We start from the raw sequence: 14,128 nt of genomic DNA, 5'->3' as shown, positions 1-14,128 counted from the left end.
CTATTTTTTTAATGAAACTTCAAATCGAGCACCTGCCTCACCCGCAAACACAATACGCCCGTTTTCGGGTAAGACTACCTCATTCTTGCCACTAACCACAGTATGATTCACACAGACACCTTTCTCGTCATATACAGCAAAGGCGGCATTTGCAGGCATTTTCACGGTCATAACCTGACCTTCGGTAGCTGACGGCACGGAGAACCATCTGTTATAACCTTCTGGCTGGATCGTTATCTTGGATTGCTTGCCACTGTAAAGTGTCTGGACAATCTCTTCACTGGCGTATTTATAGCCTGTAAAATGAATATATTCTACACCATTTTTTCTGGAAAAGTAGATATCCCTCGCATCCCTGCCAGCCATGCCGGGAATCTGGAGTTGGTTCACTGCATGGTCGGCTCCAACCATTTTGTGATTGATCATATACCCGTGAACGCCATTTACTGTATCCAATGGAATGATTGCTGAAGAATGGAGATATGCCGTCGAGGTATATTTTTCATTCATCAAATAATACCGCTGCCCATCACGCTCATCCCATGCCGCTTGAACATCCTTAGGCAATTCATTGTTTTCCAGCTTTTGTGCCTTATATTCCGAGAAAGCAAGTTGTCCTAACCCAGGTACGGACAGATAGGATCGAGACCACAAGTAGACATGACCGTTTGACTCTTCAACAAATTTCAACTTTTCTGTGCCCTCTTTATTTACAAATGTTCCATCCGACGTATAGATGTATCGATTCGAAGGACTATTCGGAACCATTTGGGGAGTAATCAACAGTTCTCCGCCAGTGTTTACATCCACCTTCATAACCGAGTTATTACCTCCATAGTTCCCTGTATACGCAGACATCTCTTTTGGCATATCAGCCTTTGCAGGTAAGCCAAACGACTTTTCAGGCTTGCGTTCTTGAATGATACCTTTGGTCTCGAGTGCGCTAAGTAACAGTTCACTCGCTATCAATTGATCGATTGCACTCGAACCTCCTGAGGAAGTCACCGCGGCAGCCATATTATGCTCTGGAAGCACAATCAAGGATGAGTGATACGATAGAGTATCTCCCCCTTTCGTGAGCGACTTAATACCGTAGTCACTGAAAGGAAACAAGTTTACACTATCCCACCCTAATCCGTAAGATATAGAAGAATCACTCTCTTCTGGCCACATGCCTCGTTGGTACTCCTTTTGTTCCATGGCTTTTACCGACTTCTCGGAAAGAATACCTTCAACCTCGCCAGTGAAGATTTGTGAAAATTTCACAAGATCCTTAGCGGTGGAATAGATGCCTCCGTTAGCAATGATATTATAATTCTCTTGTGGGAGCCGACCTTTATATAACGGTGAATAGATTCCCGCCATGTTTGCCGGGTTAATCACATCCTGTGGTGTTTTCGTGTGTTCCATTTTCAAAGGCTCTGTAAAGTGTTTGTGTATATATGCCGTAAAGCTCAACCCACTGACTCGCTCAACCAGAATTTCAGCTAATGTAAATGCATCATTCGAATAAACCGAATAAGCACCTGGTTCTGCTTTTAGATGCTGCGTTGCAAGTTGATCCAACAACGTATCATGGGAGAGCGTATCATTATCCCCGTACAAGGTTGCATTGTGACTTGAAGTGCCAAGAAGACCTGCCGAGTGATTCAGCAGCATACGTGGTGTAATCTGTTTATAGCGCTGATCTTTCATCTTAAATTCTGGAATATAACTCGTCACGGGTTGATCCAGATCGACCTTGCCTTCATCAACCAGCTTCATTACAGAAGCTGTCAGAACCATTTTACTGGTTGACCCTATGCCATAGATAGTATCGGATGTGAGTGGAACTTCATTCTTTAGGTCATTTTTACCTGTCTGCCCGGAAACAACAATCTCTCCTTGATCCATAAGTGCATATTGCACACTGGTTACCCCGTATGTTTCGGTAAGTAGGCTTGCCTTCTCCATCACTGTTTTCTTGGTCGTTCCGTACATGAGGTCATTGCTTTTAGTAACAGATGGTGCAGCCATAACAGTCCATGGTGTTAACATCATGACTATCACCAGACTCAAAGCTGCGATTGAAGTCCATTTCATGACTGTTCCTCTGGTCATCGCCTTGTTGAATGCGCTCTCGGTTTGGTTTTCCATTCACATCTCCTCCTGGTTTTGTTTATTATCTTACCGCTAGTTCTAATACAAGATTAATCAAGCCAAATGTACTCATCATGACATGAGTATGAACGGAACATGAACAACCAAAAAAATGCTACTTCACATACAAGCGAACTTGTACATAAACGTAGCATTGAAGGTTTATATCAACTGAGATTCATTAACCAGCACAGATGAGTTAGTCATCCTGCCGTTGATGGACAGGTAACGTGATGATAAACGTTGTTCCTTGATCCATTTTACTTTCTACCCTGATATCTCCTTGATGTAACATCACAATCTGTTTGGTTATTGCAAGCCCCATCCCGCTGCCATCATATTTCCGACTATGGGAACGATCCGACTTAAAGAAACGCTCAAATATACGCTTTTGATCCTCGAGAGGAATTCCAATCCCCTGATCTGATATGTACACCGTTACATTACGTACATCTCGTTGCACTTTGACTAAAATTTCACTGTTGTCGTCTGAGAACTTAATCGCATTGCTGAGAATGTTCGTCCATACCTGATTCAACTGATCGTGATCTGCGATGACTTGAACCTTCTGCAAATCAAGCTCAAAATGTATATTACGGGCAGCCCATTGGGGCTGTAATGCAACGATAACCCTACGGATCTGTTCATCGAGGTCACGTGTCACAAGCTGTAGCTGATGGGATTGTGATTCGAGCATACTGAGTTTTAGCAGGCTATCACTCATTTTGGACAACCGTTTTGCCTCCGAGATAATGATGTCGAGATATCGTGCCCGTTCCCGATCTGGCAACTCCACATTCATTAACGCCTGAGCATATCCTGAGATGGAAGTGAGCGGTGATTGCACTTCGTGTGAAACGTTGGCGACAAACTCTTTTCTCATCTGCTCCAGTTGTTGCAAATCCTTCATCATATCTTCAAAACTTCGTGCGAGTGTACCCAATTCACTGGACTGTTTGATATTCAACTTCACATTGAAGTCTCCTGCTGCAATTCGTTTTGTTGCCTGAGTTAATGTTTTGATCGGCCTTACCAGGAACATCGATGCAATCAAAATGATCAAACTACCAGCTATCAGGGAAGAGGACGCAAAAATGGTACCCCACCTTATAACAACAGTTGCTGCAGGCGGCGAAAGAGCTTCAAGAAACATAGCTCGAGTACCATTCGACGTCGGAACAGGTAATCCCAGCAGAACGGTACCTAACCCATTCGGATTCGCCTCCACGACAGCTCCTCCCAGTACCTTCTGAAGTTGCTCTTTCGTCACTGAAATCGGCTCATGATCTATAGCCTTCCCGTACGTTTGGAACTGTCCTGAGGGCTCATACATCCGAATATAATATAAATCGAGCTGCTTCATCTTGTTCACGAATGCATCCGCTTCGGATAGCGGCAGCGTTTTATATATCTGTACAACATCCTGACCAAAGTTACGTATATTGATATGTGAATTTTCATTGAGCTGATCTTCAAAAATCCAGGTGGACAAGAGAAATGCAATCACAGTCCCCGCAATTACAGACACAAGGAAAGTCACAACGACCCGTATATACAAAGACTTAATCATGCTTGACCTCTAACCGATATCCTAAACCACGAACCGTTTCAATCTGAAAATCAGGCGTCGTCGCAAAGCGTTCACGCAAACGTTTGATATGTACGTCCACTGTCCGATCATCCCCTGTGTAATCCAGACCCCAGATCTGATCGATCAATTGCTCTCGTGTATAGACCTGTCCCGGTGTTCCGGCCAGCTTGTATAACAATTCGAATTCCTTGAGTGGCAGAGTTAACGACTCTGTGCCCAGAATAACTTTGTAACTCTGACGATCCAGTGTGACGTTCCCAAACTGAATCATATGTGTGGAACCAATCTTGTATCGTTTTAGCAGAGCTTTCACACGTACAGTTAGCTCCAGAGGGTCAAACGGTTTCGTTAAATAATCGTCTGTTCCAAGCTCAAAACCTTTTACTTTCTCCCATGTCTCCCCTCTTGCGGTCAACATAAGTAAGGGAAGATCCGCGTTTAATTGTCTCAATTCTCTGCACAAAGCCCACCCGTCCATCACTGGCATCATAATATCCAGTACCACCAGATCAATCGAGCGTTCCTTGTACAGCGTGAGCGCCTGATGGCCGTCCACAGCCTCTACGGTATCGAATCCGTCATTTCGTAAAAACAAACAGACAAGCTCACGAATATTCGCATCATCGTCTGCAACTAATATGGTAGCCATATGCTTCTCCTTCGGCAACATTATACGAATTGTTATGCATTTATATCGCCAGTTCGTTAATTTAGTGAGTCCTCAATCTTTGCAATCTCATTCGATGCTTTTTCCTTCTTCCACATCCGTCAGAGATATCGTGAACATCGTATGTTTTTTCATGACTCCCTGAATAGGTACATCATGTGTGCCACTTTCCTGGAAGCCTGCTTTCAAAAGCACTCGGATGGAGCCTATGTTGTCTGGAACAGCACCCGCTTCAACTTGTGTAATGTTCATCTCATGTTTGGCATATTGAAGCACACGTTTTAACGCTTCGCTCATATATCCTTTACCGTGGTGTTGCCGATCTGTTGCATAACCAATGACCCATTTTTCCGCACCATTCAATTCAATTCGAAATAATGAGATTTCGCCCACCAGTTCATCGGTATCTTTAAGAAAAATGCCAAAAGAATGTCGTTTTCCTTCTTTTCTAAGCTCAAGCCATTTTTCAATCAGACGGCTCTGTCCATCCAGACTATAAAATGCTTCATTTCGATGACCAGCCGAAGTCCTCTCTATTTCCTCTCTGTTGCCCAACTGAAACTCCTGAAGCAGTCCAGCATCTTCTAACGTCCAAGCTCTGATATAAATTCGTTCCGCCTCATATTTCATCTCAAGTTACTCCTTAGATATTCAGTTCAAGTCATCTGAAAACGACCTAATCCACGAGTTCATCCAGTGTATTCTCCAGCTCTTCAAGCCGAGTTGACAGCATATTCACCTGTTCTTTCGCGTCAGCAATCTTTTTCTGTAAAACTTTTGTCTGTTCGTTCTCTGCGACTGCTTCTGTCTCAGGGGCTTCAGAATTGATCTGAGCTTGAGTCCATTCTTGTTCACACCGCTTCAGTTCTTCAACAGCTACAACGTGCTCTTCTTTTATTTGATCAATCTGCTGTTCCAGATACAATACTTCGGACAGGCTTGCTCCGCCTGATAAACGCTGTGAATACGTCATTTGCTCACCTCATTCATGCAACTGTTATTCTGCCTTTGACTCGATCGCTTTACTTACATTATACGCATCCATCTTGATATCCGGTGCCATGTCTAATGCCAATTTGGCAAGCTGACTACCAATATAAGGCCCCATGGTTAGACCAGAAGCACCCAATCCATTAGCTGTAATCAAACCTGACCATCCCGGGACATGTCCCATGACGGGCAAAAATCCCGGGGTGAACGGGCGAAAACCTACACGAACCTCATCCAGTGAGCTGTCTGCAAGCTCAGGTGCCAGCTCTAGTCCCTTGTTCAACACTTCCTGCATACCTCCGGCAGTAATTCGTGTATCGTAACCGTCGACATCATTTTCATGCGTAGCGCCAATAACTATTTTCTGTTCTGCAAACGCAAGTAAATACTGATCCGTAGGCGGCATGATCACAGGCCACTCTTCTGTATTTTGCTGATTAGAAGTACGCAAGTGCACAATCTGACCCTTCTGATAATGGACGTTAAAATGAATCCCCAGTGGTTTCATGAACTCATTCGCCCACGCTCCTGCACACACGACCACCCGATCCGCGACATATTGCTCCGATTGCACCTTGGCGCCAGTTACTTGCCCGTCCTCATAGAGCAACACGGCTTCTCCTTTAATCAGACGAGCCCCGTGCCGCTGTGCAGAGCGGATCAGCGCGTCACGCAGCGCTCTTCCATCCACACGAGCAGCGCCGCTAATGTGTACAGATGAATAACCTTCCCCAAGTAAAGGAAAACGTTCACGGGTTTCTTTTTCGTCGAGACATGTGATTGTTCCAATCTCAGGTGCATCTTCCCTGCGCAGCTTCGCCCGCTCTGCCATTTTTTTAATCTTATCCAGATCGGTATGTATACTGAGTGCGCCTGTCTGTGCATACCCCGTCTCGGTTTCCCCAGTACGTTCTAATTCAGTTATAAGCTCAGGGTAATAACGAGCACCTGCCTTGGCTAGCTGATACCAATCCTGATTCCGACGTTGGGACAACCAAGGACAGATGATACCAGCAGCCGCATCCGTGGCCTGCCCTGCATCTTTCCGATCGATAAGCAATACTTCTGCTCCTGATTTTGCTAAATGATAGGCTGTTGATGCTCCTAATATTCCCGCTCCGACTACGATGACTTTTTTCATACGAGTATTCCTTTCCTTCGTCCATTCATCTATATAGCGTACCCTTTTTGACATTCTGTTGGCAAGCTGAGTCACACAGATACCGTTTTCGGAAAAATACATTGTTGAAATGTTAACGAATTTAAAATAATTACATTTATGTAATATAATTCTATATAGGTTTCTTTCATGCTCTAATCATGCTACCTGCGCACAAGACCTTTTAACGAAAAGAGGAATTATTCAACGATGCCGAAACCTAACATGGGAAATCTGCTGGTGCCCGATATGCCTCTCATCATTACTGGGCAAAACCGGTTGACCGTTAATGAATTAATGGATTGGAGCGACCATTCACGGGATTACACCATTGTACAATGCATCGGCGGAACAGGGAGAATCGCAGCCAAAAATCTTGAGTTTTCTGTTCGGAAAGGAACAGCGCTTATCATGTTTCCACAGGTACCCTACCGTTATAACAATTCAAGTAACACATTGCAGTTTGATTGTTTGTCGTTTAATGGCTACATTTTGCCGCGTTTCCTGCACTCCTTGCAGATCGGGGAACTACGCACCTTCAAACCAGACGGCATACTTGGCCTTCTGCTACGTGAGATCACACTGGCGCTACAGTCCCGTCACAAGGATTACATCTGGCACGGTTCTACGCTGCTCTATACTCTTTTGGTTCGTTTAACTCTTGAGAGTGAACGCTACAGCAACGTTGAGCGCTCTGAGGCTCGGCTACGTCTGACAGAGCTTGTTGCTTTTATCAAAGAAAACTATCAACGGGATCTCTCCCTCTCCCTACTCGCGGATCAGATGAATGTGACCGAGCAACATCTGAACCGCATCTTTAAAAAAGAGTTCCATATGACTCCACTCGATTACCTGGTTCGCTATCGCTTGCTTAAGGCCAAGGAAATGCTTGTGCAACAAGAGGATATCACCGCACATGAGATTGCAAAAGCAGTCGGTTTTAACAGTGCCAGTTATTTCGGCTCCGTATTCAAAAAATACGAAGGCATCTCACCCATTGAACTGCGCAAGAAGTTTAAGAGATAAAAAAGGTATTCGGTATGAGATACGAGTAATTAGAGGTACAGGAATTATATCTTCATCTCGGCCAACGAGGATAACCGCCGTTCATGCATGGTGAATTCCAAACCGCGTGTTACCTCGTTCGGCACGATATAACAACGGATATTTGCGGCATTTGCTGCCTTTAGTCCGTTCGGAGAGTCTTCAAACACAATCGCTTCATCTGCCTCCACACCAAGTTTCTGTAAAGTCAGTAAGTACAGTTCCGGGTCAGGCTTCACCCGCTTCACATCATCCGAAGTATGAATGACTTCAAAATAATCAAACAACCCAAGCTTTTGCAAGTACCCGTGTACCCAATCACGAGTGGAGCTCGAAGCAACCGCAAGCCGAATTCCCTTCTCCCGGGCAGCGTCCAGCAATTCAAGTACGCCCGGGAGTATGCTTGCTTGTCCCAAATATGCTTCGTACTTCTGTTCAGAGAGCAAGCGGATTTGCTCATGATTAATCTCTTTTTGCAACATCTGCTCCAGATATCGATACGGATGAAATTCCTCGAAGGAGGTGCCTATGTTCTTAGACCAAAGCTCAAGCCCCAGCTCCACACCATGTTCTTCATAGATATCACGAAAAGCGTAATACCAAGGCGTTTCTGTATCGACAATCAGGCCGTCAAAATCAAATATAAATGCTTTTAACTTGTGTACCATTGTTCTATTCCTCTCTCTCTCATCCATCGCTGGAGAAACGGATCAGAAGCGTGCGGTCAAATCCGGCTGGGTCATGCTTACGGATAAAAAGTGGCAAGTGCAACCCGTGCCGGTCGGTGACTGAGCAACAACTCCAGCTCGAAGCTCTCCATCCATCGGCATGCCAAAGTATCGAATTAACTTCCATTCTTCCCCATCGGGAGAGTAAAAGAAGGATAGACATCCCTCCACTTTTCGTATGCGCAGGTAAGGATCTGACACAGGCACCTCTAACGAGTTACAATCATCGGATGATCCATCCCGCGTAACGACAGATACGATGGTTGCTGCTTTACCATCATATTCAAAACAGAGTTTGCACCAGTTACGTTCGTCGAGCATTACCATCAAACAACCGGAATCATATTGATGCTTCATCTCTACCTTCAGCTGTGTGGTCATCTCGAAATCACCAGCCACGGACATCGACAAGAACGGTGCAGTTGCTCGAATATGCTTGCCTGCCGGGTCTTGGAAGAAATCCGAATCAGCTTGCGCCTCTACGATCAGGCCGCCTTGATCTGTATATGACCAGTTGTGCGGCTCATTGATCCAGCTCAGTTTTTCCCTTGCTTCTGTTGTTAGTACATTCATCATTCCAACCTCCCAAGGATTGTGCTTGCTTACTGTAATTTACCGTTTTATATATTCGGCAATATACAGAAAAGCCCTTCTTCTACATATTATTGTAAGAATCCGTCACTTGGGGGCGTTGCTGTGGATCATGTAAAAACAGCATGATAAGCATCAAGAAAATATACAGTGCAAGAATAACGCCGAACAGAAGAACCGGATGGTAATGATACAGCAATCCGGTCAGATACCCCGAAGGTATTGCTGTTAACGTCATAACCGTCTGTACAGCCGAGAACATGTCCGCCTTCTCATGCGTGCCCAGTCGGTTCATCAGTAATGAATCACGGTACGTTTGCAGAATGAAGTTCCCCGCAGCAAGTACAACAAGGGTGAGAAACAGCATCGTTATATTACCGGCCGGAATCAGAAGAAATAACACTGCACCCGCGGTACTGAGAACAATGGAAAAGCTGACATACTTCTCTTCCGATCTCCGCTTCAAGCGGGGAAGAACAACAAGATATAACAGCATGACGGTAACCGCTGTCACGACCGGAATAAATGAAATAACTCGATCACCAAAGCTTAACTGCTCCTTAAAATAAATGACCTGAAAGAAGTTCAACTGCAGTACCAGATTGGACAATACAGTAATTAAAATGATCGGAAACAGCCTGCGCTTGTAAAACGACCGCCCAAACAGACGAAGGCTGGTGACAAGGCTGCGAAATACATGCGTTTTGCTGTGTATGCCCATTAGCTCCTTGCCAACCTCCGTCTCTTCCGTGTATCGGTTTCGAATAAAAAACATCGCTGTCATCAGCAACCCGCCCACAAAATAAATGCTTGCCAGCGTAGGCGCGATGCCAAAGTCTGCAATTACAACCCCCGCAATCGGCGTAAGCACTCCTGCACCGGTAATAATCATGTTCAACATGGCGAACACTTTGGATCGTTTATGTTCTTCCACGTCTTCAATAATCAGACAATTGAAAGACACGGTGACAAACTTTGATGTCGCATTGAGCAAATAAGCGATGAGGAACAGCCAGAAATTTTGAGAGAATGCCCAGATCAACATGGGGACACTCCAGGCGAGTAAATCAAAGATCAGGGTCGTTCGTTTACGTCCCAGCTTGTTGGTTACCGACCCTGCAAACAACTGAAAAACGAAGGCAAAATACAGATTTACCGAATTAATGATACCTATCTCAATGTCGGACAAACCGGCTTCTTTCATATATAAAGGCGCGTAAAATAAAACAATCGTTCCCGGAATGGCCCATACCGGTTCTAGTAAAATGGAATACCGCGGATTTCTCGGCAAATCCCGAAGCAACTTCACTCCATATCCCTTCTTTCTCTCTGCGGATTGCTCCGCCGTGGCCCGCAAAATCGAATCGAAAGCACATCTCACTTGCGCTTAACGCCTTATACCTCACAGGTCACAGCGGAGAACCCCATAATATCTACATCGTTATAGAATCAAAGCGGTTTTGACCGAATTCATCGGTAGCTTCTCCCCGCTTCTCAGGTCATAACCGATGGTGCCATTGAAAGCCTGCTCATACTCCGTCAAATATTCTTTGGCGGTTACCATCCGCTCCAGTTCAGGAAGGCTTTGCGCGAATTTCAGCGCCGTGCTAATCATGGAGTGTACAGCTACCGCCCCAATAATACTGAGTCCATCGTTAATGACATGGGTTGATTTAAAAGTCACTTCGTAACTGTCGTCATACCCCATCGGAATGATTCGGCCGCCTTTCGCAATCATCTCAAATCCGACATGAAGCTGATTCCCTACAGCATCGACAACAATATCAAACTTTTTGTTATTGTTGATCTCGTATACGTTGTCCAGTGTTAGATCCTGTGGATAGTAAACATAATCAGCGATACCTTCTGCGAATTGTTTGCGATAAGGATCAATTTCGGTACCCACCGTAAGTCTTGCCAGTCGTTTGCTCACCAGCTGACACAGTGAACCAATGGCGCCTGACCCCAGTACGAGTACAGAGTCGCTTGGCTTCACACCTGCTTTCATGAATGTTTGCAGCACACAACCCAGAGGTTCAATCATCATGGCCGCTTCCCAGCTCATGGAATCGGGAATCGGATAGATATATTTTTCATCTCCCACAAAGTATTCGGCAAACGTTCCGTGTGTGGTCATTCCTACTTGGTAGTCATCGAAATTTTCACAGTAAATGAACAAGCCTTCACGGCAATACGAGCAGTGTCCGCAGGATTGCGTCGGGTCCACGAGAACCCGGTCTCCTACGCGAATGCCTCGTACTTCATCCCCCACCTCGACCACAGTTCCTACGCCCTCGTGTCCGATAACCGTTCCTTTGTTTGCCGGGACTTTACCTTTAACAATGTTCAAATCTGTTCCACAGATCCCTGATCCATAGATTTTCACTTTGACCTGATTCGGTCTTTGAATACGGGGCTCCTCGATCTCTTGCAGCTCCACCTGTTTCAAATCTTGATATACGAGTGCTTTCATGAGATATCCTCCTGGTCATATAATAAATTTTCGTGTTGTTTTCCTTACAGATTGGCATATTTCAGATGTTCAAGCTTCTGCATTTCTTTCCAGTCCGACAAAATCTGAAGCAGCGCATCCTCCACCCAAATCAATTCCTCCCGCGTATGCGTATCCGAGAAAATAAAGTAACCTTTGGTGAAAATGCCGTAATGAGCCATCTTCTTCACCATAAATTCCCGGAACGGGTCCGTCTGAAAATTGTGCTCATTCAGGGACTGAATGTAAAAGCTAGCATAGGTGCCTTTTAAGGCTAATTGTTCGGTGAGACCAAGCAACACGAGTTCGGATTCCAGTCGTTTCATGATTCGCGTAGCGGGTTCACGCCAAGTGGGCCAGACTTTGGCATTTTTAATTAACCTTTCGCAAGCAATAGCTGCCGCAAGTGCTGTTGTCTCGCTGGAATGCGCATTGCTGAATCGCACCTGACCTGCAAGGGACATGAGGTGCTCTGGCCCCAATACCGCCGCAAGCGGAAGTCCGTTGGCCATGCCCTTGGAGATGCAGAGCAAGTCCGGCCAGATGTCATACTCTCCTGCAGTCGCCTGTTTGCCCATTCGTATTCCCGAAGTCACCTCGTCGAAGATAATAATGATGTCCAGAGTGCGGCATAAATTCACTACCTTCTCCAGTTCTTCCTTATTCCACTCGTTGGGGCACAAGACAATACAAGCGATATCATCCATAGATGAAATGTGTTCCCGAATGTTAGTATAGGAAGGCTTGTTCACCCAAATCGTGGAACGCTCAATATCCACCGGAATGCCGCGTTCTTTGGTCTGACTGCCGTAATAACCGTATGCAGACCAGTCGTGCCACCCGTGGTAAGCCGTTGCAATGACCTTGCTTTTACCACTTCCCGCACGGGCCAGCCGCACCGCTCCACTTACCGCGTCTGCACCGCTCTTGGTGAAGCGCAGGGACGGATAACGTCCCTCAAACCGCTCCAGAATTAACTCGGCACACTCCAGTTCAATATCCGCCGGGAGTGAAAAGCCCGTCCCTTTTTTCAACTGATGAATGACGGTAAGCTGAATTTCTCGTCTGGCGTGTCCCCAAGGAACCGTGCCCATAGCCATCTCACAATCCAGCCATTCATTACCGTCAATATCCGTGAATCTGGAATGATATGCTTCCGCACAGCAGACGGGAGTATGTCCCGGAAATAAGCGTTCCGGAGCTTTGGCCAGTGTACTGCACCCGCTCGGAATAACCTTTTTGACCTTCTCCAGCCACTCCAGATTTTGAGTAAATCTTGCGCCACGATCCAGCGTGCTTTTTTCATCGCTCACTTTGAAATACCTCCCTACGGCTTAATAGTTTTGTATTCAAACTGACTCCTTAAGTTATCGCACTTTCGTGCCCGGCCAGCATCCATCATAGATGCGATCCATCGTGATTACGTTACCGTAGAGGTCAATAATTAGATCCTTGGCTCTGTGGGCATGTCGCATTTCGATCCAATAACGGTTCTCCAACAATCGGGTGAAGTTGTCCACCAGAAATAGCAACCGATTTTCGCTATGAATCAGCTCCTTGCCTAATACTTGGGGGAGCCAAATCGCTCCATTCGAGTTAAAGCGGTTCGAGTAGTCTCGCACGTCGGCAAGGGGCGCAATACCTGCCTCGTCAAGCTTGCTCCAGAACGTATCCGCGTCACTTCGAACCTCGGCAAGATCGATACCAACCATCGGCAGATGCTCGTATTCGCGTTGATGATGCAACTGCTCCTTTAGATGACTGAATACGAAGGGCCATACATCGGCTTCGATCTGACTTCCCCACTTTTTCCAAAATCGTGCCAGATTGTTCTTGCGGTTAAAATTACGATGAATGCCGCTGCTGCGTTCCCAGTGATAGGCTTGAATGTTAGGATTAATGACCGTATCATATCCCGCTGCTCTTGCCCGCATCTGATAATCAAAATCTTCATATCCGTTGAAAAACTTTTCGTCCAGACCACCGATCGTCTCATATACTTCCCGTTTCATGCCAAACATCGCAAATACAACAAGCTGCACGGAGAACGTCTCCTTCGGGATATCGTCCGGAGATGCATTCAGAAAAAGATGTCGTCCAATCGAGTCCGCAAAGGCGATACCACAATGCTGCACACCGCCAGTCTGTGGATACAACAGCACGCCTCCGATCATACCGATCGTAATATCCGTGTCGAGCGTCTCCTTCATCATCGTTTGCCAATGAGGCTGCAATATCGTGTCGGAGTCGAGGAAAAAGATATATTCTCCCTTAGCAAGATTCAGGGCGCTGTTAATGGATACGGCGCAGCCAAGCGGAAAGTCATGCTGAAGAATGTCAATTGTCACACCTTCTCTAACCTCTTGTTTGAGTTTATCCAGGTGTTGGAAGACAGCCGAGCCTGAACCGTCATTGATAAAAATAATTTGTGTTGATGGGACGACTGTTCGAAGCAGCGAGTCTGTAAACAGGTTCAGAATGTTATAGTCCTGATTGACCGGTACAATAATGGTGTAAAGCATATAATTCCTCCTCATGACGTTAAAGTTGATGGAACTAATAAACCTGAAATATGAACTGTTGTGCATGAAAAAACTTCTTGTTTTCTGTCGTCCTCCTCCGCTCAAACTTTGTCTTAATTTGGCAATGATTTGAATCTAATAGAAATTTATATCATTTATTGGAAGTTTTAAATCTTAAATTCTGAACACTATCAAGTTCTGAATCT

General features: G+C 45.5%; 13 protein-coding genes. 1 reads left to right on the top strand and 12 read right to left on the bottom strand.

Features of this window, described 5'->3' with window-relative positions:
• The 6 genes from FS818_RS06115 to FS818_RS06090 form a co-directional block, all read right to left on the bottom strand.
• A complete protein-coding gene (locus FS818_RS06115) occupies positions 1 to 2,136 on the bottom strand; it encodes a serine hydrolase domain-containing protein (protein ID WP_260989792.1) in 2,136 nt (711 codons plus the stop codon).
• Between the two features lie 202 nt (positions 2,137 to 2,338).
• A complete protein-coding gene (locus tag FS818_RS06110; protein WP_145330542.1) occupies positions 2,339 to 3,709 on the bottom strand; it encodes a sensor histidine kinase in 1,371 nt (456 codons plus the stop codon).
• Positions 3,702 to 4,379, bottom strand: coding sequence for a response regulator transcription factor (locus FS818_RS06105; protein WP_145330540.1), 678 nt, complete (start codon positions 4,377 to 4,379; stop codon positions 3,702 to 3,704). Before FS818_RS06105 ends, FS818_RS06110 begins: the two co-directional genes overlap by 8 nt.
• A gap of 87 nt (positions 4,380 to 4,466) precedes the next feature.
• Positions 4,467 to 5,027, bottom strand: coding sequence for a GNAT family N-acetyltransferase (locus tag FS818_RS06100; RefSeq protein ID WP_145330537.1), 561 nt, complete (start codon positions 5,025 to 5,027; stop codon positions 4,467 to 4,469).
• Positions 5,028 to 5,073: 46 nt separating this feature from the next.
• Positions 5,074 to 5,370 (bottom strand): hypothetical protein, encoded by a 297-nt coding sequence (locus tag FS818_RS06095; protein ID WP_145330535.1) that lies wholly within the window; start codon positions 5,368 to 5,370, stop codon positions 5,074 to 5,076.
• A gap of 24 nt (positions 5,371 to 5,394) precedes the next feature.
• Positions 5,395 to 6,528: an NAD(P)/FAD-dependent oxidoreductase gene (locus FS818_RS06090; protein ID WP_145330533.1), complete on the bottom strand. Its 1,134-nt coding sequence runs from the start codon at positions 6,526 to 6,528 to the stop codon at positions 5,395 to 5,397.
• Between the two features lie 228 nt (positions 6,529 to 6,756).
• On the opposite strand from FS818_RS06090, the gene FS818_RS06085 reads away from it, so the two are divergent.
• Positions 6,757 to 7,572, top strand: coding sequence for an AraC family transcriptional regulator (locus FS818_RS06085; RefSeq protein WP_145330531.1), 816 nt, complete (start codon positions 6,757 to 6,759; stop codon positions 7,570 to 7,572).
• Between the two features lie 44 nt (positions 7,573 to 7,616).
• Here FS818_RS06085 and FS818_RS06080 read toward each other — a convergent pair whose 3' ends face one another.
• From FS818_RS06080 to FS818_RS06055, 6 genes are all read right to left on the bottom strand, one after another.
• A complete protein-coding gene (locus FS818_RS06080) occupies positions 7,617 to 8,258 on the bottom strand; it encodes an HAD family hydrolase (protein WP_186331600.1) in 642 nt (213 codons plus the stop codon).
• A 42-nt stretch (positions 8,259 to 8,300) separates the two neighbouring features.
• On the bottom strand, positions 8,301 to 8,894 hold the full coding sequence (locus tag FS818_RS06075) for a DUF1349 domain-containing protein (RefSeq protein WP_145330527.1): 594 nt from the start codon (positions 8,892 to 8,894) through the stop codon (positions 8,301 to 8,303).
• A gap of 79 nt (positions 8,895 to 8,973) precedes the next feature.
• Positions 8,974 to 10,266 (bottom strand): MFS transporter, encoded by a 1,293-nt coding sequence (locus FS818_RS06070; RefSeq protein WP_145330525.1) that lies wholly within the window; start codon positions 10,264 to 10,266, stop codon positions 8,974 to 8,976.
• Between the two features lie 84 nt (positions 10,267 to 10,350).
• Positions 10,351 to 11,382: a zinc-dependent alcohol dehydrogenase gene (locus FS818_RS06065; protein WP_145330523.1), complete on the bottom strand. Its 1,032-nt coding sequence runs from the start codon at positions 11,380 to 11,382 to the stop codon at positions 10,351 to 10,353.
• A 44-nt stretch (positions 11,383 to 11,426) separates the two neighbouring features.
• Positions 11,427 to 12,713, bottom strand: a complete 1,287-nt coding sequence (locus FS818_RS06060; RefSeq protein WP_145330521.1) for an aminotransferase class III-fold pyridoxal phosphate-dependent enzyme — start codon at positions 12,711 to 12,713, stop codon at positions 11,427 to 11,429.
• Positions 12,714 to 12,767: 54 nt separating this feature from the next.
• A complete protein-coding gene (locus FS818_RS06055) occupies positions 12,768 to 13,922 on the bottom strand; it encodes a glycosyltransferase family 2 protein (protein WP_186375418.1) in 1,155 nt (384 codons plus the stop codon).
• Between the last annotated feature and the right edge of the window lie 206 nt (positions 13,923 to 14,128).

This window comes from Paenibacillus xylanexedens (assembly GCF_007680605.1).
Taxonomy (GTDB): domain Bacteria; phylum Bacillota; class Bacilli; order Paenibacillales; family Paenibacillaceae; genus Paenibacillus; species Paenibacillus xylanexedens_B.
Note: the sequence above shows the minus strand (reverse complement) of the source record. Positions and strands in the feature narration are given on the sequence as shown.

Bases quoted from the DNA above. Each gene is read 5' to 3' on its own strand.
- FS818_RS06100 (WP_145330537.1), bottom strand. From the start codon at position 5,027: ATGAAATATGAGGCGGAACGAATTTATATCAGAGCTTGGACGTTAGAA.
- FS818_RS06110 (WP_145330542.1), bottom strand. From the start codon at position 3,709: ATGATTAAGTCTTTGTATATACGGGTCGTTGTGACTTTCCTTGTGTCT.
- FS818_RS06065 (WP_145330523.1), bottom strand. From the start codon at position 11,382: ATGAAAGCACTCGTATATCAAGATTTGAAACAGGTGGAGCTGCAAGAG.
- FS818_RS06115 (WP_260989792.1), bottom strand. From the start codon at position 2,136: ATGGAAAACCAAACCGAGAGCGCATTCAACAAGGCGATGACCAGAGGA.
- FS818_RS06095 (WP_145330535.1), bottom strand. From the start codon at position 5,370: ATGACGTATTCACAGCGTTTATCAGGCGGAGCAAGCCTGTCCGAAGTA.
- FS818_RS06085 (WP_145330531.1), top strand. From the start codon at position 6,757: ATGCCGAAACCTAACATGGGAAATCTGCTGGTGCCCGATATGCCTCTC.
- FS818_RS06075 (WP_145330527.1), bottom strand. From the start codon at position 8,894: ATGATGAATGTACTAACAACAGAAGCAAGGGAAAAACTGAGCTGGATC.
- FS818_RS06055 (WP_186375418.1), bottom strand. From the start codon at position 13,922: ATGCTTTACACCATTATTGTACCGGTCAATCAGGACTATAACATTCTG.
- FS818_RS06090 (WP_145330533.1), bottom strand. From the start codon at position 6,528: ATGAAAAAAGTCATCGTAGTCGGAGCGGGAATATTAGGAGCATCAACA.
- FS818_RS06080 (WP_186331600.1), bottom strand. From the start codon at position 8,258: ATGGTACACAAGTTAAAAGCATTTATATTTGATTTTGACGGCCTGATT.
- FS818_RS06105 (WP_145330540.1), bottom strand. From the start codon at position 4,379: ATGGCTACCATATTAGTTGCAGACGATGATGCGAATATTCGTGAGCTT.